This is a genomic window from Aquaspirillum soli (assembly GCF_054781915.1).
Window position 1 is genome coordinate 36788 of record NZ_BAAGTM010000004.1, and the last position, 25930, is coordinate 62717.

General features: G+C 51.6%; 22 protein-coding genes. 14 read left to right on the plus strand and 8 right to left on the minus strand.

Annotation, left to right across the window (positions count from 1 at the left end; all coding sequences use genetic code 11):
* Positions 1-25 precede the first annotated feature (25 nt).
* The 7 genes from ACYVJG_RS05530 to ACYVJG_RS05560 all read left to right on the plus strand — a co-directional run bounded on the left by ACYVJG_RS05530 (position 26) and on the right by ACYVJG_RS05560 (position 6891).
* Entirely contained in the window at positions 26-976 is a 951-nt protein-coding gene (locus ACYVJG_RS05530) for an acetaldehyde dehydrogenase (acetylating) (RefSeq protein ID WP_460430172.1), read from the plus strand.
* Between the two features lie 15 nt (positions 977-991).
* Positions 992-2023, plus strand: a complete 1032-nt coding sequence (gene dmpG, locus ACYVJG_RS05535) for a 4-hydroxy-2-oxovalerate aldolase (protein ID WP_460430173.1) — start codon at positions 992-994, stop codon at positions 2021-2023.
* A 300-nt stretch (positions 2024-2323) separates the two neighbouring features.
* A complete protein-coding gene (gene dmpH, locus ACYVJG_RS05540; protein WP_460430174.1) occupies positions 2324-3115 on the plus strand; it encodes a 2-oxo-3-hexenedioate decarboxylase in 792 nt (263 codons plus the stop codon).
* A 12-nt stretch (positions 3116-3127) separates the two neighbouring features.
* Positions 3128-3319 carry a 2-hydroxymuconate tautomerase gene (locus ACYVJG_RS05545; RefSeq protein WP_460430175.1) on the plus strand — a complete coding sequence of 64 codons (192 nt, stop codon included), beginning with the start codon at positions 3128-3130 and terminating at the stop codon, positions 3317-3319.
* 144 nt (positions 3320-3463) lie between these two features.
* Positions 3464-4384 (plus strand): SphA family protein, encoded by a 921-nt coding sequence (locus ACYVJG_RS05550; protein ID WP_460430176.1) that lies wholly within the window; start codon positions 3464-3466, stop codon positions 4382-4384.
* Between the two features lie 188 nt (positions 4385-4572).
* Positions 4573-4773 (plus strand): hypothetical protein, encoded by a 201-nt coding sequence (locus ACYVJG_RS05555; protein WP_460430177.1) that lies wholly within the window; start codon positions 4573-4575, stop codon positions 4771-4773.
* Between the two features lie 174 nt (positions 4774-4947).
* Positions 4948-6891: a PhoX family protein gene (locus ACYVJG_RS05560; protein WP_460430178.1), complete on the plus strand. Its 1944-nt coding sequence runs from the start codon at positions 4948-4950 to the stop codon at positions 6889-6891.
* 63 nt (positions 6892-6954) lie between these two features.
* Here the strand turns inward: ACYVJG_RS05560 and ACYVJG_RS05565 are convergent, their stop codons facing one another.
* The 5 genes from ACYVJG_RS05565 to ACYVJG_RS05585 form a co-directional block, all read right to left on the minus strand.
* On the minus strand, positions 6955-9786 hold the full coding sequence (locus tag ACYVJG_RS05565; protein ID WP_460430179.1) for an FAD-binding and (Fe-S)-binding domain-containing protein: 2832 nt from the start codon (positions 9784-9786) through the stop codon (positions 6955-6957).
* A 10-nt stretch (positions 9787-9796) separates the two neighbouring features.
* Positions 9797-10471 carry a LutC/YkgG family protein gene (locus ACYVJG_RS05570; protein ID WP_022652509.1) on the minus strand — a complete coding sequence of 225 codons (675 nt, stop codon included), beginning with the start codon at positions 10469-10471 and terminating at the stop codon, positions 9797-9799.
* On the minus strand, positions 10468-11916 hold the full coding sequence (locus ACYVJG_RS05575) for a LutB/LldF family L-lactate oxidation iron-sulfur protein (RefSeq protein WP_460430180.1): 1449 nt from the start codon (positions 11914-11916) through the stop codon (positions 10468-10470). The genes ACYVJG_RS05570 and ACYVJG_RS05575 overlap by 4 nt, the downstream gene beginning before the upstream one ends.
* Positions 11913-12668: a (Fe-S)-binding protein gene (locus tag ACYVJG_RS05580; protein ID WP_460430181.1), complete on the minus strand. Its 756-nt coding sequence runs from the start codon at positions 12666-12668 to the stop codon at positions 11913-11915. Before ACYVJG_RS05580 ends, ACYVJG_RS05575 begins: the two co-directional genes overlap by 4 nt.
* Before the next feature lie 80 nt (positions 12669-12748).
* Positions 12749-14443 carry an L-lactate permease gene (locus ACYVJG_RS05585; RefSeq protein ID WP_460430182.1) on the minus strand — a complete coding sequence of 565 codons (1695 nt, stop codon included), beginning with the start codon at positions 14441-14443 and terminating at the stop codon, positions 12749-12751.
* Between the two features lie 385 nt (positions 14444-14828).
* On the opposite strand from ACYVJG_RS05585, the gene ACYVJG_RS05590 reads away from it, so the two are divergent.
* Positions 14829-15581, plus strand: a complete 753-nt coding sequence (locus ACYVJG_RS05590; RefSeq protein ID WP_460430183.1) for a GntR family transcriptional regulator — start codon at positions 14829-14831, stop codon at positions 15579-15581.
* Here ACYVJG_RS05590 and ACYVJG_RS05595 read toward each other — a convergent pair.
* The 3 genes from ACYVJG_RS05595 to ACYVJG_RS05605 form a co-directional block, all read right to left on the minus strand.
* Positions 15578-16714, minus strand: a complete 1137-nt coding sequence (locus ACYVJG_RS05595; protein WP_460430184.1) for an acyl-CoA dehydrogenase family protein — start codon at positions 16712-16714, stop codon at positions 15578-15580. The genes ACYVJG_RS05590 and ACYVJG_RS05595 overlap by 4 nt on opposite strands.
* A gap of 54 nt (positions 16715-16768) precedes the next feature.
* A complete protein-coding gene (locus ACYVJG_RS05600) occupies positions 16769-17956 on the minus strand; it encodes an acetyl-CoA C-acetyltransferase (RefSeq protein ID WP_460430185.1) in 1188 nt (395 codons plus the stop codon).
* A 115-nt stretch (positions 17957-18071) separates the two neighbouring features.
* Entirely contained in the window at positions 18072-18524 is a 453-nt protein-coding gene (locus tag ACYVJG_RS05605) for a MerR family transcriptional regulator (protein WP_460430186.1), read from the minus strand.
* Between the two features lie 199 nt (positions 18525-18723).
* Between ACYVJG_RS05605 and ACYVJG_RS05610 the strand changes: the two genes are divergently transcribed.
* From ACYVJG_RS05610 to ACYVJG_RS05635, 6 genes are all read left to right on the plus strand, one after another.
* Entirely contained in the window at positions 18724-19572 is an 849-nt protein-coding gene (locus ACYVJG_RS05610) for a 3-hydroxybutyryl-CoA dehydrogenase (protein ID WP_460430187.1), read from the plus strand.
* Between the two features lie 169 nt (positions 19573-19741).
* On the plus strand, positions 19742-21724 hold the full coding sequence (locus ACYVJG_RS05615) for an AMP-dependent synthetase/ligase (RefSeq protein WP_460430188.1): 1983 nt from the start codon (positions 19742-19744) through the stop codon (positions 21722-21724).
* A 12-nt stretch (positions 21725-21736) separates the two neighbouring features.
* On the plus strand, positions 21737-22525 hold the full coding sequence (locus tag ACYVJG_RS05620; protein ID WP_022652501.1) for an ABC transporter ATP-binding protein: 789 nt from the start codon (positions 21737-21739) through the stop codon (positions 22523-22525).
* Between the two features lie 28 nt (positions 22526-22553).
* A complete protein-coding gene (locus tag ACYVJG_RS05625) occupies positions 22554-23441 on the plus strand; it encodes a branched-chain amino acid ABC transporter permease (protein WP_022652500.1) in 888 nt (295 codons plus the stop codon).
* 48 nt (positions 23442-23489) lie between these two features.
* Positions 23490-24554 (plus strand): branched-chain amino acid ABC transporter permease, encoded by a 1065-nt coding sequence (locus tag ACYVJG_RS05630; RefSeq protein WP_460430189.1) that lies wholly within the window; start codon positions 23490-23492, stop codon positions 24552-24554.
* Positions 24555-24609: 55 nt separating this feature from the next.
* A complete protein-coding gene (locus ACYVJG_RS05635) occupies positions 24610-25929 on the plus strand; it encodes an ABC transporter substrate-binding protein (RefSeq protein WP_460430190.1) in 1320 nt (439 codons plus the stop codon).
* The last annotated feature ends 1 nt before the right edge of the window (position 25930 follow it).

The window sequence follows — 25930 nt, forward strand, 5'->3', positions numbered from 1 at the left end:
ACCTCATTTCTTCAAGGAACACACCATGACCAAAAAAATCAAATGCGCGCTGATCGGCCCCGGCAATATCGGTACCGACTTGCTGTATAAATTAAAGCGCAGTCCTGTGCTTGAACCGCTGTGGATGGTGGGGATTGACTCAGGATCGGAAGGCCTGAAACGGGCGGCCGAATTGGGGTTGAAAGTCACTGCCGAGGGCGTGGATGGTTTGTTGCCCCATGTGTTGGCAGATGAAGTCCAAATTGCTTTTGATGCCACCAGTGCTTATGTGCACGCAGAAAATTCGCGCAAATTAAATGAGTTGGGCGTGTTGATGGTCGATTTAACGCCTGCTGCCATTGGTCCCTATTGCGTGCCGCCGGTGAATCTGTTGGAACACGTTGGCAAGCGTGAAATGAACGTCAATATGGTGACCTGTGGGGGTCAAGCGACCATCCCAATGGTGGCGGCGATTTCGCGGGTACAGCCGGTGAATTACGGTGAAATTGTGGCGACGGTGTCCTCAAAATCTGCTGGTCCGGGCACCCGTAAAAACATTGATGAATTCACCCGTACCACCGCCGGTGCGGTAGAAAAAGTCGGTGGGGCGAAAAAGGGTAAGGCCATCATTATTATCAATCCCGCCGAACCACCACTCATTATGCGCGACACAGTGCATTGCTTGGTGGAAGGTGAACCCAATCGCGAAGCCATCACTGCCTCGATTCACGCCATGATTGGCGAAGTCCAAAAATATGTACCGGGTTACCGTTTGGTAAATGGTCCGGTGTTCGATGGCAATCGGGTGTCGGTATTCCTCGAAGTCGAAGGCTTGGGCGACTTTTTGCCAACCTATGCTGGCAACCTCGACATTATGACCGCTGCTGCTGCGCGCACGGCTGAAATGTTTGCGGAAGAAATCCTTGCCGGTCGTCTGACATTAAGCCCTGCCACTGTCAGTGGCGAGCCGCGTCTGGCGGGTTGTGGTTCACATTAAATCAAGGAGCACAAAATGAGTCTGGCAGGAAGCAAAATTACCGTTCACGACATGACCTTGCGCGATGGTATGCACCCGAAACGTCATCAAATGACCTTGGAACAGATGAAGACCATTGCTTGTGGCCTCGATCAAGCCGGCGTGCCCTTGATTGAAGTGACCCACGGCGATGGCTTGGGTGGTTCCTCCGTCAACTACGGTTTCCCCGCGCATACCGATGAAGAATACCTTTCGACCGTGATTCCTTTGATGCAACAAGCCAAAGTATCGGCCTTGTTATTGCCCGGCATTGGTACGGTTGATCATCTGAAAATGGCGCGTGATTTGGGCGTCCACACCATCCGTGTCGCCACCCATTGCACCGAAGCCGATGTGTCAGAACAACACATCACCATGGCGCGTAAGTTAGAGATGGACACCGTCGGTTTCTTGATGATGTCGCACATGAATAGCCCCGAGGGTTTGGTGAAACAAGCCAAGCTGATGGAAGGGTATGGCGCGAACTGTATCTATATCACCGACTCTGCAGGTCATCTATTGCCCGAAGGTGTCAAAGCGCGTTTGGGTGCAGTGCGTGAAGCGTTAAAACCAGAAACTGAATTGGGCTTCCACGGCCACCACAATTTGGCGATGGGCGTGGCAAACTCAATTGCAGCGATTGAAGTCGGTGCTAACCGGATTGATGCGGCGGCAGCGGGTTTGGGCGCAGGAGCGGGGAATACCCCGATGGAAGTGTTTATTGCCGTCTGTAGTTTGATGGGCATTGAAACCGGTGTCGATGTGGCAAAAATCACCGACGTTGCTGAAGATTTAGTCGTGCCGATGATGGATTTCCCGATTCGGATTGACCGTGATGCGCTGACCTTGGGTTATGCCGGTGTGTATGGTTCGTTCCTGCTGTTTGCAAAACGCGCTTCGGTGAAATATGGCGTGCCAGCGCGCGATATTTTGGTAGAACTGGGTCGCCGTGGCATGGTGGGTGGGCAGGAAGACATGATTGAGGATACCGCTATCACGATGGCGCGGGAACGGGGATTACTGGCGTAAACAACCCGCGACTGAAGTCGCAGGCTTTATTGTAGGACGAGACAATGCCTATCCCCGACATTAGGCTGGTTTACAGCAGCCCTTGGCGAGACGGCAGTCTCGCCAATCCACCGATATTAGCGCCTCGGTGGAGAACGGCTACAGATCCTGTACTCCCACCGCTTTGCGGTAACCTGGGATGCCGGCCACCGAAAACTCCGGTGCGCACCATTGGATTGGGAGCCATGCACAACGACTTGAATGCAAGTGGCTTGATTTTACCACAGGGTGCGCTTGGCGCACCCGCAATGCGGAGGTTCTATGAAATTAGAACGTGCAACCATTTTGCGTTTAGCAGAATACTTAGAAAATTGTGAGCTGAATGCACAAGACACCCTAAAAATCACGGACGATCATCCCGAGATGGACTGGGAAGATGCGTATGCGATTCAGGATGAAATTCGCCGCCGTAAATTAGCACGTGGTGCGCGGATTGTCGGTTATAAGGCGGGTTTGACGTCCTATGCCAAAATGAAGCAGATGAGCGTGGATAGCCCATGCTTTGGTTTCTTGGTCGATTATTTCTCGGTGGTGGATGGCGGTGAGGCGAAAGTCTCCGAGCTGATTCACCCTAAAGTTGAACCAGAAATTGCTTTTGTTTTGAAAAAGCCATTAAAAGGCCCCGGTTGCCATATTGGTAGCGTTTTGGCGGCGACCGATTTTGTGATGCCAGCGATTGAGGTGATCGACAGCCGTTATCGCGATTTTAAGTTTGATCTAAAAAGTGTGATTGCGGATAACTGTTCGTCGGCCCGTTTTGTGTTGGGTGGCAGCATGACTTCGGTTGAAGGATTAGACCTACGCACCTTGGGCGTGGTGTTAGAGAAAAATGGCCAACCGGTGGCTTTGGGTGCGGGTGCAGCGGTGTTGAACCATCCCGCAGCTGCGGTGGCGATGTTGGCAAACCATCTGGGTGCGCGTGGTGAGGAATTGCCAGCGGGGACGGTGGTGTTGTCGGGCGGCATTACCGAAGCAGTGGCGGTGGCACCGGGGGATCATGTGACCTTGCGTGTGCAAAACTTGGGCAGTACCTCCATTCGCTTTGTGGAATAAAAGGACAGAGATATGCCTATCGCAGAAGTGCATTTATTAGAAGGCCGGACAGTGGAGCAAAAGCGTAAGCTGATTGCCGAAATGACCCGTGCTATTTCAGAATCGGTCGATGTCAAACCCGAACAAGTGCGGATCATCATCCATGAAATGCCAAAAGAGCATTTTGGGATTGGTGGGGTGTCGGCGAAAGATTTGGGACGTTAGCGATCCCTGCGGTGCTGCTAGGAGAAGCAACAGGGCAACAACAGTTAACATCAATAACTCGCCTGTTGTTGCCACACTGTGAATGCACCGATACTTGCGGTGACATGACACAGAAAAATCTAAAAATAGAGGAAAACACCTAAGATGCTGCGCAATAAAACCCATTACTGTATCGCCGTGGCGCTGGCCACCGTTGCGTTACAAGCTCAGGCCAAAGAAGGCGGCGACCAGTACCCAAATGGTGCGGAAACGTTCTTGTCTGGTGCATTGCCACCCCCCGGCACCTACTTTATCAACTACATGGGCTATTACTCCGGTACGTTGAAAGATGGCAATGGCAATACGGTGAAATTGCCAAACGGCAAAGGTGGCACAGAAAAAGCCACTGTTAAAGCTTTCTTTGATGCCCTGCGTTTGGTGCATGTCACCGATGTAAAAATCCTCGGTGCGAACTGGGCAATGCACGCCATTTTGCCAGTGGTGTACCAAGATCTTGATTTACCGCCCTTAGGTGGCAGCAAATCGCGTGTTGGCTTGGGTGATGTGACGGTGAATCCGTTTGTGTTGTCATGGCATAGCCCAAACTGGCATGTGGCAGCTGGTGTGGATATCAATTTGCCCACTGGGGCATGGGATAGCCAAGACCCACGCCGCAGCATTGGCGCCAATTACTACAGTTTTGAGCCGATTTTGGCGGTGACTTATTTGGCAAACAATGGTTTTGAGGCATCGGCGAAGCTGATGTACAACATCAAAACCAAAAACAACAGCACCAATTATCAATCGGGTGATGAGTTCCACATGGACTATTTGCTTGGCTATCGCCAAGGGGAATGGGCCTATGGTTTGGGCGGCTATTATCTGAAGCAAACCACCGATGATGAGTTAAATGGTCGCAAAGTTGGCACCGACGGTAACCGAGGTCAGGTGTTTGCCTTTGGCCCGCATATTCAATACACCGGCAAATCTGGCGATCAGTTCATTTTTAAATGGCAGCATGAAACAGCGGTGGAAAACCGTTTTGCTGGTAATAAAGTCTGGTTTAAATATGTGCACCGCTTTTAATTGCTGATGTTGTTCTGACACGCAATCGCTCGCGCAATCTTCTCTTGCAGCGCTCCTTCTGGCCCGATTTTTCGGGCCTCTTTTTTTTCGGCATGGTTTATGCTTAATTAAAGATGAGGCACCGTCTGTGGTTATGGCACAGCAACATTGCCTCCATCTCGATTGCAACACTGAACAAGGAGCTTGCCATGTCTGTGATTTCATTGCGTTTGTCGGCCGAGATCGAACATCGTTTGGCACGTTTAGCGGAAGACCGTGGCTGTAGCCGCGCACAAATTGCCGAGGCTGCTTTACTCGCTTTTCTGACCGATACCACCGCTGCTGCTTCCTCTACCCCCTCCAGCAGCCACCACCCACGACATCCCGCGTTAGCCCGTCAAGCGGCTTGATTGCGATGTGTTCTCTCTAGTGGGCAGACTGTGAGTCTGCCCTAATTGTATTGTCCTTTGCCTGACTGCTGTTGGTAGCGAATAAGCTGCTTTCTCCTTGGCTGTCATCGTTTTTTCACACGGTTCTCGTAACTTAGGCGCACTTTTCCAACTTTTTGCCTAATGGAGCGAGCCATGGGTAAGCCCCTGCTTAAAACCGACGATAGCGTTCTCAACACCAGCAGCAATCCGATTTTCAGTGATGTTTTAGAAACCCAACTGGGGCGCCGCCAATTATTAAAAGGCGGAGCAGCCTTATCTGCGGCTGGGCTGTTGTCTTCTAGCTTCAGTGCCATTGCTCAAGCTGCCACACCTGCCCCTGTTTCGCTTGGCTTTGAGGCTGTTCCCTTATCTACCAGCGATACCGTGGTGGTACCAAAAGGCTACCGCGCCGAGGTGTTGTATGCGTGGGGTGATCCAATTGGTGTCAAAGGCAAGATGCCTGCTTTCAAAGCTGATGCCAGCAATAGCGCCGAAGAACAAGCCGTCCAAGCGGGGATGCACCATGATGGCATGGCCTATTTTCCACTGCCCTTTGGTTCGGCCCATTCCAAACAAGGTTTGTTGGCGATCAACCATGAATACACCGATGATGGCCTATTGCACAGCGATGGCATGAAGACGTGGAATGCAGAAAAAGTGCGTAAAGCACAGCACGCAGTGGGCGTCTCTGTCATTGAGGTGCAAGACTTGGGTGGACAAAAAGGTTGGCAAGTGGTGCGCCCTTCTCAATTTGCCCGCCGCATCCATGCTCTGACCCCCATTCAGATCGGCGGGCCTGCTCGCGGTCATGCTTTGATGAAAACCGCAGCAGATCCACGCGGGGTCGAAGTGCTGGGCACCTTTAATAACTGCGCCAGTGGGCCCACCCCGTGGGGGACTTATCTCACCTGTGAGGAAAACTGGAGCGATTATTTTGCTAATAATGGACAGCTGAGCGAGGACGATAAACGCTACGGGATTAAAGCGACTGATGCTGGCTATCGTTGGGCTGAAGTGGACTTCCGTTTTGATCGCCAAATCAATCCAAATGAACCGCATCGCTTTGGTTGGGTGGTAGAGATTGATCCCTTTGATCCTAAGGCGAAGCCAATTAAACGTACTGCGTTAGGGCGGATCAAACACGAAGGCGCGACGGTGACGATTGCCGAAGATGGGCGCGCCGTGGTGTATATGGGCGATGATCAACGGTTTGAATACATTTACAAATTTGTTAGCCGCGACAAGTTCAATCGTTACGACCGCAAGGCCAATCGCGATTTGTTAGAACATGGCACCTTATATGTGGCACGTTTTGATGCCGATGGTTCGGGGCAATGGTTAGAGCTGACTCACGGTAAAAATGGCCTGACTGCTGCCAATGGCTTTGCTGATCAAGGCGAGGTAGTGATTAAAACTCGTTTGGCCGCCGACCGTGTTGGTGCAACTAAGATGGACCGGCCTGAATGGATTGCTGTTCATCCACATAAAGCCGGTGAGGTGTACTGTACGCTGACCAACAACAGCGAACGGGGGACCGATGGCAAACCAGCGACGGATGCGGCTAACCCACGGGCGAAGAATGTCTTTGGTCATATCATTCGTTGGCACGAGGCAGGTAACCAACCCACTGCCACCCAGTTTAAGTGGGATATTTATGCCCTTGCTGGTCATCCCGAGCGCGACGGCGACAAAAAGGGCAATATCAAAGGCGATATGTATGGTAGCCCTGATGGTTTAGTGTTCAGTCGCAATGGTATTTTGTGGATTCAAACCGATGTGTCCACCAGTACCTTAAACCAAAAAGACTATACCGGCATGGGTAATAACCAAATGCTGGCTACCATTCCAGAAACGGGTGAAACACGCCGCTTCTTGACTGGGCCTAATGGTTGTGAAGTGACCGGTTTGGCCTTTACCCCTGACTTGAAAACCATGTTTGTCAATATCCAACATCCGGGGGAGCCAGCGAGTGAGCGTAGCGATCCGGCTGCACCCAAAGCCATTTCAAGTTGGCCTGATGGTGCTCAAGGCGGTCGGCCTCGTGCAGCAACGATGGTGATTCGTCGTGAAGATGGTGGAGTGATTGGGGAAGTTTAAGCCAGAGCAAATTTGGCATTGAGCTAGCAAAGCGGCGGCAGAGCAAACACTCCGCCGCTGGCATTATGACTGGCTAGCGCGGTCGAGTAGATACACCGCATGTCGATAGTGCAAGCCGCTATGTGAAGACAGGCCGATTTCACAGGTACGGCTGCTGGAAACACCGCTATCACAATGACTGACTTGGTGTGATAGATCGCGTAAGGCGTGGTCGTTGAGTTCCGGCGTGCTAAAGCCTTTGTCACCAGCAAAACCACAACACCCGATAAACTCAGGCACAGTGACCCGTTGGGCGCAGGCTTTGACCAAGCGCAGCAAATGCTGATCCACACCCATTTTGCGACTCGAGCAGGTGAGATGCACGGCAATCGATTCATCAACTGGTTTCACCGTTAAATGCGGTAGCACATGCTCGGTGAGGAAGGGAATCGAATCGAAAATGTTTAGCTGCTGGCGGTCGCTGGCGCTTAATAAACGCAAGGTACAGGGGCTGGTATCCACATAAATAGGATATTGGCCGTGTTGGCTGGCTTGTGCTAAGGCATCAAACACTTGCTGCCGTTTTTGTTCTGCTAACGAGAAATGGCCCTTGGATTCAAAAGGTTGTCCGCAGCATTGTTCATCCAGCGCCGCAGGAAAGATCACTTCATAACCGGCCCGTTCTAACACGGCCACCGTCACTTGCATCAATGAGCGTGAGTCGCTGTCGTTGCTGGCTGGGCCCATGGTGCGGCTAACACAGCTGGCGAAATACACCACTTTGCGTGCTGCATGATGTTGCGGTCGTGGTGGCCGCGCTGCGGCAGTGGGTAAGGCGCTGTTCCACTGTGGGAGGGCAGGGACAAATTGGCGCGCTTGTTTGCTGAGCTGCTGTAACAGGCGATCCCCTAACACCACTTTAGCCACATGAGCCACTTTTAAACCGGTGCGCGCAGCCTGAGTGACACCAGAAAAATGCTCTGCCAAATAACGCGCTTGTTCGTGTTGGGCGGGGGCATCTTCAGCACGCAGGGCACGAATGAAATCACCGGTGTTGATGCCAACTGGACAGTTTTGTTGACATAAACCCGTGGCGGCACAGGTGTCGATACCCATATACGGATAGTCACGCTCTAACAGTGCCAACCGCTCGGGTTGTTCACCACTGGCGCGTAGGGCCTGCATTTCACGCCAAACTGTGATCCGTTGTCGTGGGCTTAGGGTCAGTTCACGTGCGGGACAAGCCGGTTCACAAAAACCACATTCGATACACTTGTCCACAATCTCGTGGGCAGCCGGCAGTGCTTTGAGGTTTTTTAAATGGATAGCAGCATCACTGCTAATCATCACATCGGGATTCAGCACGCCATACGGATCAAAGGCGCGTTTGATTGCCACCATCAAGGCATAACCCTCGCTGCCCCACTCTAATTCAATGTAGGGCGCCATATTGCGGCCAGTGCCGTGTTCGGCTTTTAACGATCCGCCATATTCCACCGCCACCAACTGGGCCACTGCATCCATAAACGCATCGTAACGCGCCACTTCGCTGGCATCGTCAAAGCGTTGTGTAAAGACAAAATGCAGATTGCCTTCAAGCGCATGGCCGAAAATTAGCGCTTCGTGATAGCCAAATTGTTCAAACAGGGCTTGTAGTTTCTCAACCCCTGCCGCCAAATCAGGGACAGGAAACGCCACATCTTCAATAATCACTGTGGTGCCGGTTTCACGCACCGCCCCGACCGCTGGGAATAAGCCCTTACGCACCGCCCAATAAGCGGCATATTCCGCTTCAACTGTGGTGAAAGGGGTGCGCTCTATCATTGGGAAGGGTTGTAAGGTGTCGTGAATCTGGGCCAGCTGCTGTTGCAATTGTTCACTGCCATTAGCTCGGCTCTCGATTAACAGTGCACAGGCTTGCAAATCAAGATTTTGGATAAAAGCGGGTAACCCGGGTTTATTGCGAACTGAGGCGATGCCACGACCATCAATCAATTCCACTGCACTGACCGGTGCACTTTTCAGCGCGGCGACCGCTTGGCAGCAGGTTTTTGCATGAGCAAATACCACCAATGCCGAGGCTTTATAGGGAGGGTCTTCGACTGTGCGATAGACCACTTCTGAAATAAAGCCCAGTGTGCCTTCCGAGCCCACCATCAGGTGCATCAAAATATCGATGGGATCATCAAAATCAATCAGGCTATTGAGCGCATAGCCGGTGGTGTTTTTCAGGCGGTATTTATGGCGAATTTTGTCAGCAAGCGTGGGGTGATGTTTGGCGTGGTGGGCCAATTCACTGAGCTGTTGTAACAATGCGGCGTGGCTGTGACGGAAAGCATCGACCGAGATGGGGTCGGCTGTGTCCAACACCGTACCATCCGCCAACACCAATCGCATCGAATCGAGGGTGTGATAGGTGTTTTGTGCCGTGCCGCAGCACATACCGCTGGAGTTATTGGCAACAATCCCCCCAATTTTGGCGGCATTGATCGACGCAGGATCAGGGCCGATTTTACGTTGATAGGGTTTTAACCAATCGTTAGCCCATTGCCCAATCACCCCCGGTTGCAGACGAATCCGTTGTCCATCATCGAGAATATCGTGCCCCCGCCATTGATCGCCCAAGAGGATTAACACCGAGTCGCTGATGGCCTGACCAGATAGCGATGTTCCTGCTGCACGGAAGGTCACTGGGATCCCTTCACGGCGTGCGTGTTGTAATAGCTTGACCACTTCCTGTTCATTTTCAACGCGCACCACGATTTTCGGGGTGAGGCGATAAAAGCTGGCATCTGTGCCATAGGCATAGGTCAATAAGGGATGGGTGATTAAACGCTCACTAGGCAGAAATTCGCATAACAGCTGGTAAAAGCGTTGATAACGACGATCTAAATGGTCGGGAGCTTGTTGGGTCATGGCAACAGCCTTAGCAATCAGTGAGGAACAACACAATCAGGGCTTTGGGGCCATGTGCACCATAGGCCGTGACGCGCTGAATGTCTGATGTTTTAGAGGGGCCAGATACCAACACGAGATTGGTGGGCATCCCCTGTTGCCATTGCTGTTGTTGCATTAGATCAAGCAGGTTATCCGCCAACTGACTCTGTTTCACCACCACAATATGGGTCGGTGGGACTAAGCTCATTAAGCGTGGTTCGCTGGGGCTGGGCCATAAAACAATCGAGCCCGTAGCAGCAATGGCGGCATGACAGCCGGTGATGGCTGCATCGGTATCAAAAAATAGGGCCTCACGCCATGCTTCAATGGCTTGATCGTAGTGTTGCAGCGGCGGTAGGGCGCTGACACTGTTTTGCCATGTCTGTTCAATCGCGTTGTTGAGCGGCGAGTTTTCCGGTAACAACAGATTCCGCCACCCTTTTTGTGCCGCCAGTTCTGCCAGTGTTTGCGGCCAAGTCTCGCTAGTACAGTCATGAATCTCGGTTTGTACGGCAGTCAAAAGGTCTTTAAATCGGCTGGTGCGTTCGGTGCTGTCAAAGCGCCACGGTTGTTGTGCGACGGCGTAATCCTCTGCACTCGGCGCAGCTTTTTGTTGAGAAGGCGCGGCACGCAGACGAGATAAAATACGGGTTTTCGCGGTCATGGCTGATTCCCCTGTGTGGCTTGATATTCCGCAACCAACTCGTGTAATGATTTTGCTGCGGGTTGTGGTTTTGCACGGGCGATTGTCCATGCACCGACATCGTGTGGTAGCAGACCGCGTAAACGGGTGGCGGCAAAACGGCTGGCGCGGTACAACGCGGGTTTGCTATAGATACGTGCCCAACTGCGCCACAGCCATTTTTCGGTGGCGCGGTATTTCGCACCTTGTCCGCGTACTGTGTGAGGGTGATTAGGTTCGTTTTCGGGGGTAACTGATTCTTGGCGTAGACGTAATAACAGCTCTGGAATGGGAATCCGCACAGGACAGACTTCGCTACAGGCACCACATAGGGTCGAAGCACTCGGTAAGTCTTTGGTGTCATCTAGCCCTAACAGATGTGGCGAGATAATTTTGCCAATCGGCCCGGGATAGGTTGTGCCATAGGCATGGCCACCAATGCGGGTATAAACAGGGCAATGGTTCATGCACGCGCCACAGCGAATACATTGCAGTGTTTCGCGCAGTTGCAAATCGGCATAGGCTTGGCTGCGGCCATTATCCAACAGCACCAAATGCACCTGTTGTGGGCCGTCTTTCTCACCCGCTTTGCGTGGGCTAGAAATCATGTTGACATAAGTGGTAATCGGCTGGCCAGTCGCCGAACGTGTCAGCAAGCTTAAAATCGGCGGCACATCGCTGAGTTTTTCGACCACTTTTTCAATGCCAGTGATGGCAATGTGCATCTCAGGTGCGCTGGTGGTGAGGCGGCCATTGCCTTCATTTTCCACCAATACCAAGGTGCCTGTTTCTGCCACCGCGACATTGACACCAGACAACCCGACTTTGGCGGTAAAAAAACGCTGTCGCAGGGCATGGCGGCCAATTTGAATCAGCTCGTCTACATCCTCGGTATACGGTGTGCGGGGCAGTTCATCGTGGAATAAATGGGCAATATCGACCTTGGTTTTGTGAATTGCTGGCATGATGATATGCGAGGGTTTTTCATGTGCCAGTTGCACAATAAATTCCCCCATATCACTTTCCAATGCCGTCATACCTTGTGCTTCGAGGTAGTGATTGAGTTCAATTTCCTCACTCACCATCGATTTGCCTTTAATAATTTCTTGGCTGTTGGCCTGCTGCATCAGCTTAGCGATGATGTCGCAAGCTTCGGCAGGGGTGTCTGCCCAATGCACTTGAATACCATTGGCGTTGCAACGTGCTTCTAAGGTTTCTAATAACGCTGGCAGCTGTGATAAGGCGCGTTGGCGGATTTTTTGTCCCAAATCGCGCAACCGACTTAATTCATCTGCATCGGGAAATTGCGCAGCGCGACGCTGCATCAAAAAATCCATAGCCGCGCGGGTGTTGTGTCGTTGATTTGGGTCTTGCGCGGCGTGGCTGCTGGCAGCACGAAAGTCGTGCAGAGGATGGCTGTGGCTCATTGTTTGGCCTCCACGTGTTGGGTACGTTGCCACAGGAAATCGGCAATGTGTTGTCCGCGCAAGGACGCACCCTGTTTTTCCAGTGCTCCATTGATATTCAATAAACAAGCACAGTCGGCACTGACCACTTGTTGTGCACCACAGGCTTTGAGGGCGCTGGTTTTGTCTTCGACCATCGCAGCAGAGATATGGGGATGGCGAACCGAGAATGTGCCACCAAAACCACAACATTCTGATTCATGGTCGTGTAACTTTAATTCCACTTTTTGTAGCTGATTGAGCAAGGCCAACGAGGTTTCGCGTACCCCCATTTCTCGCCGTGCGGCACAGGAAGTGTGCAAGGCGATTTCTACGGGTTCGCCGAGGTCTTGCAGTTCGATGTGTAAGACCTTGCTTAAAAATTCGGTAAATTCATAGATGCGGTTAGCAAACGCTTGGGCTTCTGCTTGTTGTGGCAGACCAGCGAATAGACTTGGGTAGTGGTGTTTCATCATCCCAGCACATGAACCCGATAACACCACAATCGGCTCATCCCCAGAAAACGCCATCATCTGCGCCATTGCAACCGACCGCGCCTCAGTGAGATAACCCGAGGAATACGCCGGCTGTCCACAACAGGACTGCGCCTGCGGATAACGTACCTCAATGCCTTCTCGTTCTAATAGCTTGATCGCGCTGATGCCGGCGGTGGGGAAGAAGATATCTACGATGCAGGTGCCAAATAGGTAGACTGTTTTTGGGGGGGAGGTCATTTCTTTCTCCTCGTGGCGGTGCGGTACGTGCCGCACTGTCTCGGCGATGGGCTACCGCTGGGAAGCGGTAGCCGGTGTGATTATTTCAATAAAGGATCGGTAATACCTAAGCCATAAATGGCAATCGTGCCCAAAATACCCACTACTGTCAGATAGTAAAGCGTTGGCACTAAGGTACGACGCAGGGTCACCCCTTCGCGGCCCAACAGCCCGACGGTTGCCGATGCTGCTACCACGTTGTGAATGGCGATCATATTGCCAGCTGCAGCACCAACGGCTTGCATCGCTACAATCAAGGCGCTGGTGATACCGAGTGATTCAGCAACGCCAAACTGATACTGTGCCAACATCATATTACTCACGGTGTTGGAGCCTGCAATAAACGCCCCCATTGCGCCAACTGTCGCAGCAAAGAATGGGTAAACATCGCCAAAGGTTTGTGCCACAAAACTGGCCATGGCAATTGGCATACTGTCTAACTCTGCACCATTGACGCCAGAGTTAATCAAAATCCGCACCATTGGGACGGTAAACATCAGCACAAAACCAGCACCAAACAATACTTTGCTTGATTCACCGATGGCGGCTTTCAGTTCCGAGACACGCATGTTGTGGATAAAGAACGTCAGCAATACCACAAAAACCAAGATCCCCCCGGGCAGATACAGCGGGGCCACGCTTTCAGTAATGCCCTTCTCACCCAAGATATCACCCGTTTTCCAAGCCAAGCCGGTCAAGAACGCTTTCAAGTCTGGGCTAACGCGCGACAACACCAATAAACCCGCGACCAAAATGTAAGGCAACCATGCTTTCCAGATAGCCAATGGGGCGCGTTCGTTCAAGCCATCCAGCTTAATTTCAATCGAACCCATCCATTCGCTAGGCCATTCTTTGGCCGGTGCAAAATCCCAGCTTTTCTTTGGTACCAAGAAACCGACTTTTGCAGCCGGTATCACGATGGCCAAACCAATTAAAGCGCCGAGTAAAGAAGGAAATTCTGGTCCTAACAATAAGCCAGTTAAAGCATAAGGAATGGTGAAAGCCAAGCCACCAAATAAAGCAAAAGGGGCTGCTTCTAATCCTTCTTTCCAAGAGCGGTTTTTACCGAAGTAACGGGTCATCATCATCACCATCAGGATCGGCATGATGAAACCCGTTAAGGCATGCAAAATCGCCACTTCGCTGGTGATCAGTTGCAGATAATGCGACCAATCAGAACCATTTGCGACTAAGCGTTCGGTGATGCTGGCGCTGTCTAACCCTTTGTTTAAACCGATGATGATTGGCGTACCGACGGCACCAAACGACACTGGGGTGGATTGCACCATCATACCCAGCATCACAGCGGCCAGTGCGGGGAATCCCATTGCCACTAACAGGGGTGCGGCGATGGCGGCTGGGGTACCAAAACCAGAGGCACCTTCAATAAAGCAACCAAACAACCAAGCGATAATAACTGCCTGAATACGGCGGTCGGGGCTAATGTGGGTAAAACCGTGGCGAATGGCGGCAATCCCCCCTGAATGTTTCAGGGTGTTCAGTAGCAAAATTGCGCCAAAAATAATCCACAACACCGACAGCGTAATCACGGCGCCTTGCAGCGTGGAAGCCAATACGCGGTTAAACGACATCTCCCAACCAAACAACGCAATGGCGGCGGTGAGAATGAACACGGCAGGCATGGCGCGTTTTGCTGGCCAATGCAGGCCGATCAACAAAATCGCCGCCAGTAAGATCGGCGAAAATGCCAATAGGGCTTGTAGTCCTAGGCTCATCTTGGGTTTCTCCTCCTCGGAGTGTGTCTTTTTATCAAAAGGGGGGCAGGGTTTCTGCCGAGAGGGATAGACTGTTTTTTGGTATGACCAATTTACAAAACAGCCTGTGGCATTGAATATGAAACGTTTACTGGCTGTCAATGTTTATCCATGTTGCAGTGAAGCATTGCGGCTGTTTACGTTAGGGTAAGCTATCTTGACTGTATTTAAATCGTTGTTTCATTTGTAAAAAAATCGGTTTGGCTTTGCTGTTAGAATTGTGTAGATTAGCTATGATATTTCGCTAAATTTTGACTGGAATCCACCGCGATTCTCATAACCTGTATGTCAGACCGCCTTGCCACTTGGATGGCTTGTTTTTGGTCTGACCAATTTGGAGCTGGGCATGACAACCATGCGTACACCACGTCGCCTATCTGACGAGGTGATGACAGAACTAGAAAATATGATTTTGGCTGGGCGGTTTAAGGCGGGCGAAAAATTACCGCCAGAGCGTGAACTAGCCACACGTTTTGGGGTGTCGCGGCCCTCGTTACGCGAGGCAATTCAAAAGTTGGTGGCTCGGGGCTTGTTGTTAAGTCGACAAGGGGGCGGGACTTATGTGGCAAACACCATCGGCCATGCTTTTTCCGATCCATTACTGGCTTTATTAGAGCGGCATCCCGATGTGCACAGTGATTTGTTGGAATATCGTTTGGCGATTGAAGGGGCCAGTGCCTACTATGCCGCATTACGGGCGAATCAGGTCGATAAGGCATTATTGATCGAGCGGTTTGAGGAGTTGGAAACCGCTTATCACAGTCAAGATTTGGCGCGTGAAGGCGCGGCAGATGCCCAGTTTCACCTGACCATTGCCGAGGCTAGCCACAATGTGGTGTTATTTCATACTACGAAGGGGCTGTTTGATTTGTTACAGCGCAATGTGATTACCAATATCGGTGGCTTGTATTTACGCGGAGACACACGCGAACGAATTATGGCGCAACATACGGCGATTTTCCGCGCCATTATCGACGGTAAACCGGAAACAGCGCAGGCCGAGAGTCATACTCACCTGCGCTATGTGCAGACCATTTTGATGGAAATGGAGCAAGAGGCCCGCCGTATGGCACGGGCACAACGGATGCAGCAAACCTAGCCTTGGGCTAAGGCACGAGCAATCACCAATTTTTGGATGTCGCTGGTGCCTTCATAAATCTGGGTGACCCGTACATCGCGTGCAATCCGTTCGATCGGATAATCACTCAGATAGCCATAGCCGCCAAGGGTTTGTAGCGCGGCAGAGCACACCCGTTCAGCCATCTCCGAGGCAAACAGCTTGGCCATCGAAGCCTCTTTCAAACACGGTAAACCTGCATCTTTCAAACTGGCGGCATGCCATACCAATTGGCGGGCGGCTTCTAGTTGGGTGGCGGCATCGGCGAGGCGGAAACCGACAGCTTGGTGGTCAAAAATCACTTGGCCGAAGCTTTCGCGCTCTTTGGCATACGCCACGGCACATTCCAACGCCGCGCGTGCCATACCCAAGGCTTGTGCGGCAATGCCAATGCGTCCCGACTCTAGGTTAGCCAACGCAATTTTATAGCCCTCACCTTCTTGCCCCAGTCGATGACTGGCTGGAATACGGCAATTGTCGAACATGATGGCGCAGGTATCGCTGGCGGCTTGTCCCATTTTTTCTTCGACTTTGGCCACGATGTAGCCCGAGGTCGACGTGGGGACAATAAAGGCGGAAATCCCTTTTTTGCCGGCGGTGGGGTCGGTGACGGCAATCACAATTGCAACATCGGCGTTTTTTCCCGATGTAATAAACTGTTTGGCACCGTTCAAGACATATTCATCCCCCTCGCGTACAGCGCGGGTACGAATGGCGCAGGCATCCGAACCCACATGCGGCTCGGTCAAACAAAATGCGCCAAGCCATTCTCCACTCGCCATGCGCCGTAAGAATTGCTCTTTTTGCCAATCATTGCCAAAGCGTTCAATCGGGCCACACCCGACTGAGTTGGTTACAGAAATAATGGTTGAGACCGACCCATCTCCAGCGGCAATTTCCTCGAGCGCCACTGCCGCCGCGAGGGTGTCCAAACCGGCACCGCCCCATTCTGTCGGTACCGTAATACCGAATAACCCCAACTCGCCTAATTTACGCAAAGCCTCGGCGGGGAATGTGTGGTTTTGTGCCCATTGTGCGGCATGAGGTTTGAGTTCTTGCTCGGCAAAATCGCGCAAGGTGTCTTGCAACATCCGATGTTCACTCGACAGCAGCATGTCTGCCTCCTGTTGAAAACGTAAGCCCCACTGCGGTGGCAGTGGGAACATCAATCACAGTAATTCGACTGCCAGTGCAGTGGCTTCACCACCGCCGATGCACAAACTGGCGATGCCGCGTTTGCCGCCGGTTTGCTGCAAGGCCGCCAACAATGTCACCACAATGCGAGCACCGGAGGCCCCGATCGGATGACCGAGGGCACATGCGCCACCGCGTACATTCACTTTGTCTGCTGGCAAAGCTAAGTCGTGCATCGCTGCCATCGTAACCACGGCAAAGGCTTCATTGATTTCGTATAAATCGACATCGTCAGTGCTCCAGCCGATTTGATTGAGCAATTTACGCATTGCATCGACCGGCGCGGTGCTGAACCATGCTGGTTCGTGGGCATGGGTGCTGTGACCGACAATTTTTGCAATCGGTTTCAGGCCGCGTTTTTCTGCTTCGCTCAGTTTCATCATCACTACGGCGGCTGCGCCGTCAGAGATTGAGCTGGAGTTGGCTGGGGTGACGGTGCCGTCTTTTTTGAAGGCCGGTTTTAAGGTAGGGATTTTTTCCAGATTGGCTTTGAGTGGTTGTTCATCATTTTCGATCAACACCTCGCCTTTACGACCCGCGACGGTAACGGGGGCAATTTCTGCTTTGAATAAGCCGCTTTGAATCGCATGTTGGGCACGTTGTAGTGAACGTACCGCAAAATCATCTTGTGCTTCGCGGCTAAAGCCGTATTTCTCTGCACAAATTTCCGCAAACCAACCCATCAATTTGCCTTTGTCGTAGGCATCTTCTAGGCCATCTAAGAACATATGGTCTTTGATATCACCGTGACCGAGACGGAAACCACCACGCGCCTTCGGCAACAAATAGGGCGCTTGGCTCATGCTTTCCATGCCGCCAGCGATCATCACTTGATTGCTACCCGCGACTAACATGTCGTGGGCAAACATGATGGCCTTCATCCCCGAACCGCACATTTTGTTGATGGTGGTGCAGTTGACCGATAACGGTAGCTTGGCCCCTAACACTGCTTGCCGTGCTGGGGCTTGGCCTTGTCCGGCTGGCAAGACACATCCCATCACCGCTTCTTGGACATCCTCACCGCTGATACCGGCACGCTCGACGGCGGCAGCAATGGCGGTTGCCCCGAGTTGGCTGGCGGTGAGGCTGTTGAAATCGCCCTGAAAACCGCCCATTGGTGTGCGCGCTGCACTCACAATCACAATTGGATCTGCTTGGCTCATGATGTTTCCTTGTCTTTGTGTAAGGCATCTTTTCGTTTACGTTAACGTAAAGTTGCTGATGAAAAAAAGACCGCTGCTGTCGGTCTGTTGTGTTTCCGCAACGGTAAAACGCAGTTTACAGCTCGTCAAGCCCTAAATCGGGTTCTGGTTCGCTGTCTTCGCTAGACGACCCCGGCCCGCCACAACGCTTTTCGAGCAGGCGTTCGCATTGTGCTTTTAGGTTGCGAATTTCTTTAGTCACCAGTTTGATGTCTTCAATTTGTTGCAACAACAAGCGTTCACGTTGCGACAAAATTCGCATGAATTCAAGCAACTGGGGCTCTTCATCATTAGTGGCATCATAGAGATGAAACAGTTCACGGATTTCTTGTAATGTAAGGCCAATCCGCTTGCCGCGCAGCGTCAGCAAAAGGCGGATGCGGTCGCGACGAGAATAAATCCGATGTTGTCCGCGCCGTTCTGGTGCCAATAGGCCTTGTTCTTCATAGTGGCGGATGGTTCGGGTGGTGACATCAAACTCGCGCGCCAGCTCGCTGATGGTGAAAGTCTTTTCTTTACCGTGAATCATGATAGCAGGTCGCAAAAGTCGCTAATTTTACTCATCACCCCGAAGGTGAGGGAGAAAATTGCAGGAAATGACAAAAAACATCGCGTGGTAAGACCATTGTTTACATCGGCAGATTTGATGCTGCATGTTGACGTTAACGTAAACGTTATAGTAACGTAGTTGTGGTTTGTCAAACAATTTACTGAAAAGGGCTAACGCGATGGAAATTCAAAGTGTCGGTGTGGTGGGCGCTGGACAGATGGGGAATGGGATTGCCCAAGTTTGTGCCATGGCGGGGTTGTCGGTGGTGCTAACCGATGTCAGCAGTAAGGCATTAGAAAAAGCGCAAGCGACGATTGCCAATAGCTTGGCGCGTTTGGTGAAAAAAGGGCAACTGAGCGACCCAGACGCGGTGTTAAGTCGGATTGTGTTTAGCAATGAGATGGCTGATTTGGCGGCGGTGGACATTGCGATTGAAGCCGCCACTGAACACCTAGAAATCAAGATTGATATTTTGCGTCAGCTATCGGCTTTGGTACGGCCCGAGGCGATTATTGCCTCGAATACTTCTTCCATCTCGCTCACCGTCTTAGCGGCACAGGTCAGCCAGCCGCAACGCGCCATCGGTATGCACTTTATGAATCCGGTGCCGGTGATGCAACTGGTTGAAATTATTCGTGCTTTACAAACCGACGATGCTACCCACGCTGCCACTGTGGCGTTGGCGGAACGCTTGGGCAAAACGCCTGTGTCGGTTAACGATGCGCCGGGTTTTGTTTCCAACCGAGTGTTGATGCCGATGATTAACGAGGCGGTGTTTTGCCTCTATGAAGGCATTGCCACGCCCGAGGCAATTGATACGGTGATGAAGCTCGGCATGAACCATCCGATTGGCCCATTGGCCTTGGCAGATTTGATTGGTTTAGATACCTGCTTGGCGATTATGGATGTGTTGTATCACGAGTTCCGTGACAGTAAGTATCGCGCTTGTCCGCTGTTGGTTCAGAAAGTGGCAGCAGGGCATTTGGGCCGTAAATCGGGCCAAGGTTTTTATCGTTATGACCAGTGAGAACCCACGATTTTTTGCGGCGCAGCATAAAAATAAGTTGTCATGAGCGCATAAATCGGATTTACTGTGTCAAAACAAGTTGACGTTAACGTCAACGTTAGAAAAAGCCGCAAGAGACGGTAACCGAAAAATCGGTATCACAGGACAAATGAGGATGGAGACAACAACGATGGCGAAACCGGAAAACATCGGTGCAGCAGCCCAAGCACGGCACAGCACAGATACCTTTCCCAAGCTGTTGCAAGAACACGCCCGCGTGCGCGGTGATCGTCCCGCGATGCGAGAGAAAGACCTAGGGATTTGGCAAACATGGACTTGGCGCGAAATTGCCGCCGAGGTGCAAGCGTTGGCTTGCGGTTTTGCTGCCCTAGGTTTGGCTCGCGGTGATCGGGTGGCAATTATTGGGGACAACCGCCCCCGTCTATATTGGACGATTGCCGCTGCGCAGTGTTTGGGTGCAATTCCATTACCGATGTATCAAGATTCGGTAGCGGAAGAAATGGTCTTTGTGTTGCAAGATGCTGGGGTGAAATTGGCTGTTGTGGAAGACCAAGAACAGGTTGATAAACTGTTAGAAATCCACGACCGCCTGCCAAATCTTGAACATGTGGTGTATGACGATCCACGCGGGATGCGTCATTACAACCAACCTTTCTTGCATGCTTGCGCCGAAGTCTTGGGCTCGGGTCGGATTTATCACGACGAACATCCTGAGTTTTTCCAAGGCCAAGTTGATGGTGGTAAAGGTGAAGACCTCGCCATCATGCTCTACACCTCGGGTACCACGGGTAACCCAAAAGGGGTGGCCCATACTTACAACAGCATGATTATCACGGCTCGTAACAGCGTGCAGATGGAAGGCCTGACCGATCAAGAGGAAGTCTTGGCCTATCTGCCGATGGCGTGGGTGGGTGATAACTTGTTCTCTTATGCACAGTCGATGGTGGCCGGTTTCTGCGTGTCTTGCCCTGAGTCGTCTGAAACCGTGATGACCGACATGCGCGAGATTGGGCCAACCTACTACTTTGCTCCGCCGCGTGTGTATGAAAACTTGCTCACCCAAGTGACGATTCGGATGGAAGATGCCAGCCCAATTAAACGCTGGATGTTCAACTATTTCATGGATCACGCCAAAAAAGTCGGTGTGAAAATTGTGGATAAACAGCCGGTGCCATTTATGGACTGGCTGGGCTATCAACTCGGCAATTTCTTGGTCTACGGCCCAATTAAAAATGTCTTGGGTTTTTCGCGGATTAAATTGGCTTACACCGCCGGTGAAGCGATTGGCCCAGAACTGTTCGACTTTTATCGTGCTTTAAACATCAACATCAAACAGCTTTATGGTTCGACCGAAGCCTATGTGATGGTGTGTGTCCAGCCAAACGGTCAGGTGAAACCCGATACCGTGGGGACACCCGTGCCGGGGGTTGAAGTCAAGATTGATGACAACGGCGAAGTGATCTTTAAAGGGCCGGGGGTATTCCACAGCTATTGGAATCGTCCTGATGCAACAGCAGAAACCATGACCCCAGATGGTTGGGTGCTCACGGGTGATGCAGGGTTCTTTGATGATGATGGACACCTGAAAATCATCGACCGCGCCAAAGACGTGGGTAAATTTATCGATGGTTCGATGTTTGCACCGAAATACATCGAAAACAAACTCAAATTCTTCCCCTACATCAAAGAAGTGGTGGCGTTTGGTGACAAACGTGAACACGCATGTGCCTTTATCAACATCGACCTGTCGGCGGTGGGCAGTTGGGCAGAAAAACGCGGCTTGGCTTACACCGGTTATACCGACTTAGCCGGACAAGATGCGGTGTATGAGCTGATTCGTGAATGTGTCGAAAAAGTGAATGCCGATTTGGCAGCAGATCCTCGCTTGGGCAATTCACAAATCAAACGCTTCCTGATTTTGCATAAAGAATTGGATGCGGATGATGGTGAACTGACCCGGACTCGTAAAGTGCGGCGGCGTTTTATTGCGGATAAATATGGTGTCTTGATTGATGCGCTGTATGCAGACGTCAACCATTGCCTGATTGAAACTCAGGTGAAGTTTGAAGATGGTCGAGTCGGTATGGTGCGTGCAGACCTCAAGATTGCCGAGGCCAAACGCTATCCGCGCATTGCGCAATCTGCAGCTTAAGGGAGAGGCGAGATGAATCCAAATCGCAAGATCGGTGATGTGATTCTCAAAGCAGAAAACATCTCGATGTCTTTTGGTGGGGTCAAGGCGCTGACCAACATCAGTTTAGAAGTACGTGAACATGAAGTGTTGTCGATTATCGGCCCCAACGGGGCGGGTAAATCGTCGATGTTGAACGTTATCAATGGGGTCTATCACCCTCAAGAAGGCAAAGTGACCTACAAAGGCCGTACCCGCGACAAGATGGAACCACATCTGGCGGCGAAACAAGGCATTGCGCGTACCTTCCAAAACATCGCGTTGTTCAAGGGCATGAGTGTGCTCGACAACATCATGACCGGCCGCAACTTGAAAATGCACACCAATTTCCTGCAACAAGCGTGGTATTGGGGCCGCACACAGCGCGAAGAAATCAAGAATCGCAAAGTCGTCGAAGAAATCATCGACTTTCTGGAAATCCAGCACGTTCGTAAAACCCCAGTCGGACGCCTGCCGTATGGTTTGCAAAAACGGGTTGAGCTTGGCCGTGCGTTAGCGGCAGAACCGACACTGTTATTGCTGGATGAGCCAATGGCAGGGATGAACGTTGAGGAAAAACAGGATATGTGCCGGTTTATTCTCGATGTGAACGATGAATTTGGGACCACGATTGTGTTGATTGAACACGATATGGGCGTGGTGATGGATATTTCTGACCGCGTGGTGGTGTTGGATTACGGCAAAAAAATTGGTGACGGCATCCCAGAAGAAGTTCGCCAAAACCCTGCTGTGATTGCTGCCTATCTCGGCACATCGCACTGATTGTCGGTACAGAAGGAAGGAAAGCGAAATGGAATTTCAGTTTTTTCTTGAGGTACTGGTCGGTGGCTTATTAGCCGGCGTGATGTACTCGTTGGTGGCGTTGGGTTTTGTGCTGATTTACAAAGCCTCGGGCGTGTTTAACTTTGCACAGGGGGCGTTGGTGTTGTTTGCCGCGCTGACCTTTGTGGGCTTTCAAAACATGGGCCTGCCATTTTGGGCCGCACTCATTATCACCCTCGGTGTGATGGTGTTAATGGGGATTGGGATTGAAAAGATTGTGCTGCGGCGTCTTGTCAACCAACCCCCGATCTCGCTGTTTATGGCAACCATCGGTTTGTCCTTCTTTATCGAAGGCTTGGCACAGATGGTGTGGGGCACCGAAGTTCACGGTTTGGAATTAGGGATTACCGACGAGCCGTTTGAAGTGGGGGGTGTGTTTATCTCCTCGTTTGACTTGTTTGCTGCTGGTATCTCGGGAACCTTGGTTGCAGTGTTGGCCTTGTTCTTCCAGAAAACCAAACTGGGCCGCGCTTTACGGGCGGTGGCTGATGACCACCAAGCTGCGCTGTCGGTGGGGATTCCGCTGCAACATATTTGGGCGATTGTGTGGGCGGTGGCTGGTTTTGTTGCCTTGGTCGCGGGTTTGCTGTGGGGTTCGCGCTTAGGGGTGCAATTTGCCCTGACCTTGGTGGTGTTGAAAGCGTTGCCAGTGTTGATTTTGGGCGGCTTTACTTCGGTACCCGGGGCGATTGTCGGTGGTTTGATCGTGGGTGCAGGTGAAAAATTGGCCGAGGTGTATCTGGGGCCTTATCTGTCGGGCGGTATCGAGAACTGGTTTGCTTATGTGTTGGCGCTGGTGTTCTTGATGGTGCGTCCAGAAGGTCTGTTTGGTGAAAGACATATCGAGCGCGTCTAGCGTGTGCTGACTGTCTCCGTTTAACGATACGCACTGAGGAATTTACCCATGATTTACCGCGAATCTGGTCAGTTTAAGACCAGCTATCAAAACGATTCGGTGATCTTCCCGATTAAGCAAGATCGCATGTTTATCTTTGCCCTGCTTGCCTTGGCTGCCTTTGTAGTACCGATGTTTGCTTCGGAATACATGTTGTCGGGAATTTTAATTCCCTTCCTCGTGTTGTCCTTGGCGGCATTGGGTCTCAACATCCTGACGGGTTATGCCGGTTTGCTGTCGCTGGGGTCGGCGGCCTTTATGGCGGTAGGCGCGTTTGCCACCTACAACTTCTTGGTTCGTGTACCCGGTATGCCGTTGTTGTTGGCCTTGGTGTTAGGGGGGCTGTGTGCCGCTGCGGTGGGGATTTTGTTCGGTTTGCCTTCACTGCGGATTAAAGGGTTCTATCTCGCAGCTGCAACCTTAGCCGCACAATTCTTTGTCGAATGGGTGTTAACCAAATTCAGCTGGTTTACCAACCATTCCGCTTCCGGTGTGATTTCTTCACCACCTTTAGAAGTATTCGGGATTGCTTTGGATACCCCAGTGAGCAAATACCTGTTTACTCTTGCGGTGGTAGTGGTATTGGCCTTGGCAGCAAAAAATCTGGTGCGTAGCTCGACTGGTCGTGCATGGATGGCGGTGCGCGATATGGACGTGGCGGCTGAGGTGATTGGGATTCCGATTCTGAAAACCAAGCTGTTGGCTTTTGCGATCAGTTCTTTCTACTTCGGGATTGCCGGTGCACTGTATGCTTTCATCCTGCTGGGCACAGTGGATGCACAAGCGTTTGACTTACACCGTTCTTTCCAAATTCTGTTCATGATTATCATCGGCGGTGTCGGTTCGATTCTGGGTTCTTTCTTGGGTGCGGCATTTATTGTGTTGCTGCCAATCGTGTTGAACCTGTTGGGCCAACTGTTGCATGGCATTGTGAGTACACAGTTCTTGTCGAACTTGGAAATGATGATTTTTGGCGGTCTGATTATCTTCTTCTTGATCGTCGAACCTTTGGGTCTGGCTAAGATGTGGCAGATTACTAAAGAAAAACTGCGGTTGTGGCCGTTCCCGCACTGATTCACCCCTGTTTCATAACCTAGATGCACAAAAGCACAAACTGGAGGAAAAACTCATGAAACACTTTGCGCTCAAATCGCTCACGTTTGCGGTTGCAGGTCTGATGGCAGCAGGAACTGCCTTGGCAGCAGAACAGTTCATCCCAATCCCAAGCTATCGTGTCGGCCCTTACGCTTCCGGCGGGGCGAAGTACTACGGCGGCATGATTGACTACATCAACTACGTCAACATGAAAGAAGGTGGCGTGGGTGGGGTGAAACTGACCTACGAAGAGTGTGAAACCGAATACAAAAACGACCGTGGCGTGGAATGCTACGAGCGTCTGAAGAAAAAAGGCGAAGCAGGGGCCTCAGCATTTAACTTCATGTCGACCGGGATTACTTATGCCACGATGGACCGCGCTGCAGCTGACAAAATCCCGCTGATGACCATTGGCTTTGGTCGTGCTGATGCCAAAGATGGTTCAGTGTTCCCCTATGTGTTCCCACTGGTGACCTCCTACTGGAGCCAAGCCACCGCCAAAATTCAATTTATCGGCCAACGCTTAGGTGGCATGGATAAATTGAAAGGCAAGAAGATCGTTAACCTCTACCACGGCTCGGCCTACGGTAAGGAAACCTTGCCCGTGCTCGACGCAATGGCGAAAAAGCATGGTTTTGAGCTGGTCAACGTCGAAGTGCCCGCACCAGGAACAGAGCAACAGTCGCAATGGTTGGAAGTACGTCGTCAGAAACCTGATTTTGTGATTTTGCGTTCTTGGGGTGTGATGACCCCTGCCGCGATCAAGGCAGCGGCTAAGGTTGGCTACCCTCGCGACAAGATTGTTGCAGTGTGGTGGGGTGGCTCGGAAGAGGATGTGGTGCCAGCTGGTGAAGCAGCAAAAGGCTATATCGCAGGGGCTTTCGCCGCTGACGGTAAGAACTTCCCTCTGATTCAAGAGATTGAGAAAACCGTTTACGGTGCTGGCAAAGGCAACCTGTCTGACAAAACCGCGATTGGTACGGTTAACTACAACCGTGGCATTGTCGGCGGCATCATGATGGTGGAAGCCATCCGTGTGGCACAGGGCAAATTCGGCAAGAAAGCGTTGAATGGTGATGAAGTGCGCTGGGGTCTGGAGAACCTGAACCTGTCGCAAGATCGCCTGAAAACCTTGGGCGTGGCGAACATGATTCCAGCCGTGAAAACCTCGTGCGCTAACCACGAAGGCTCTGGTTATACCCGCTTTATGCAGTGGGATGGCAAGGCTTGGAAACCGGTTTCCAACTGGATTGCCCCAGACAATGCGGTGCTCGATCCACTGATCAAGGCCTCTGCGACTAAATACGCGCAAGAGAAAAACATCAAACCACGCGATTGCTCGAAAGAACAATAAT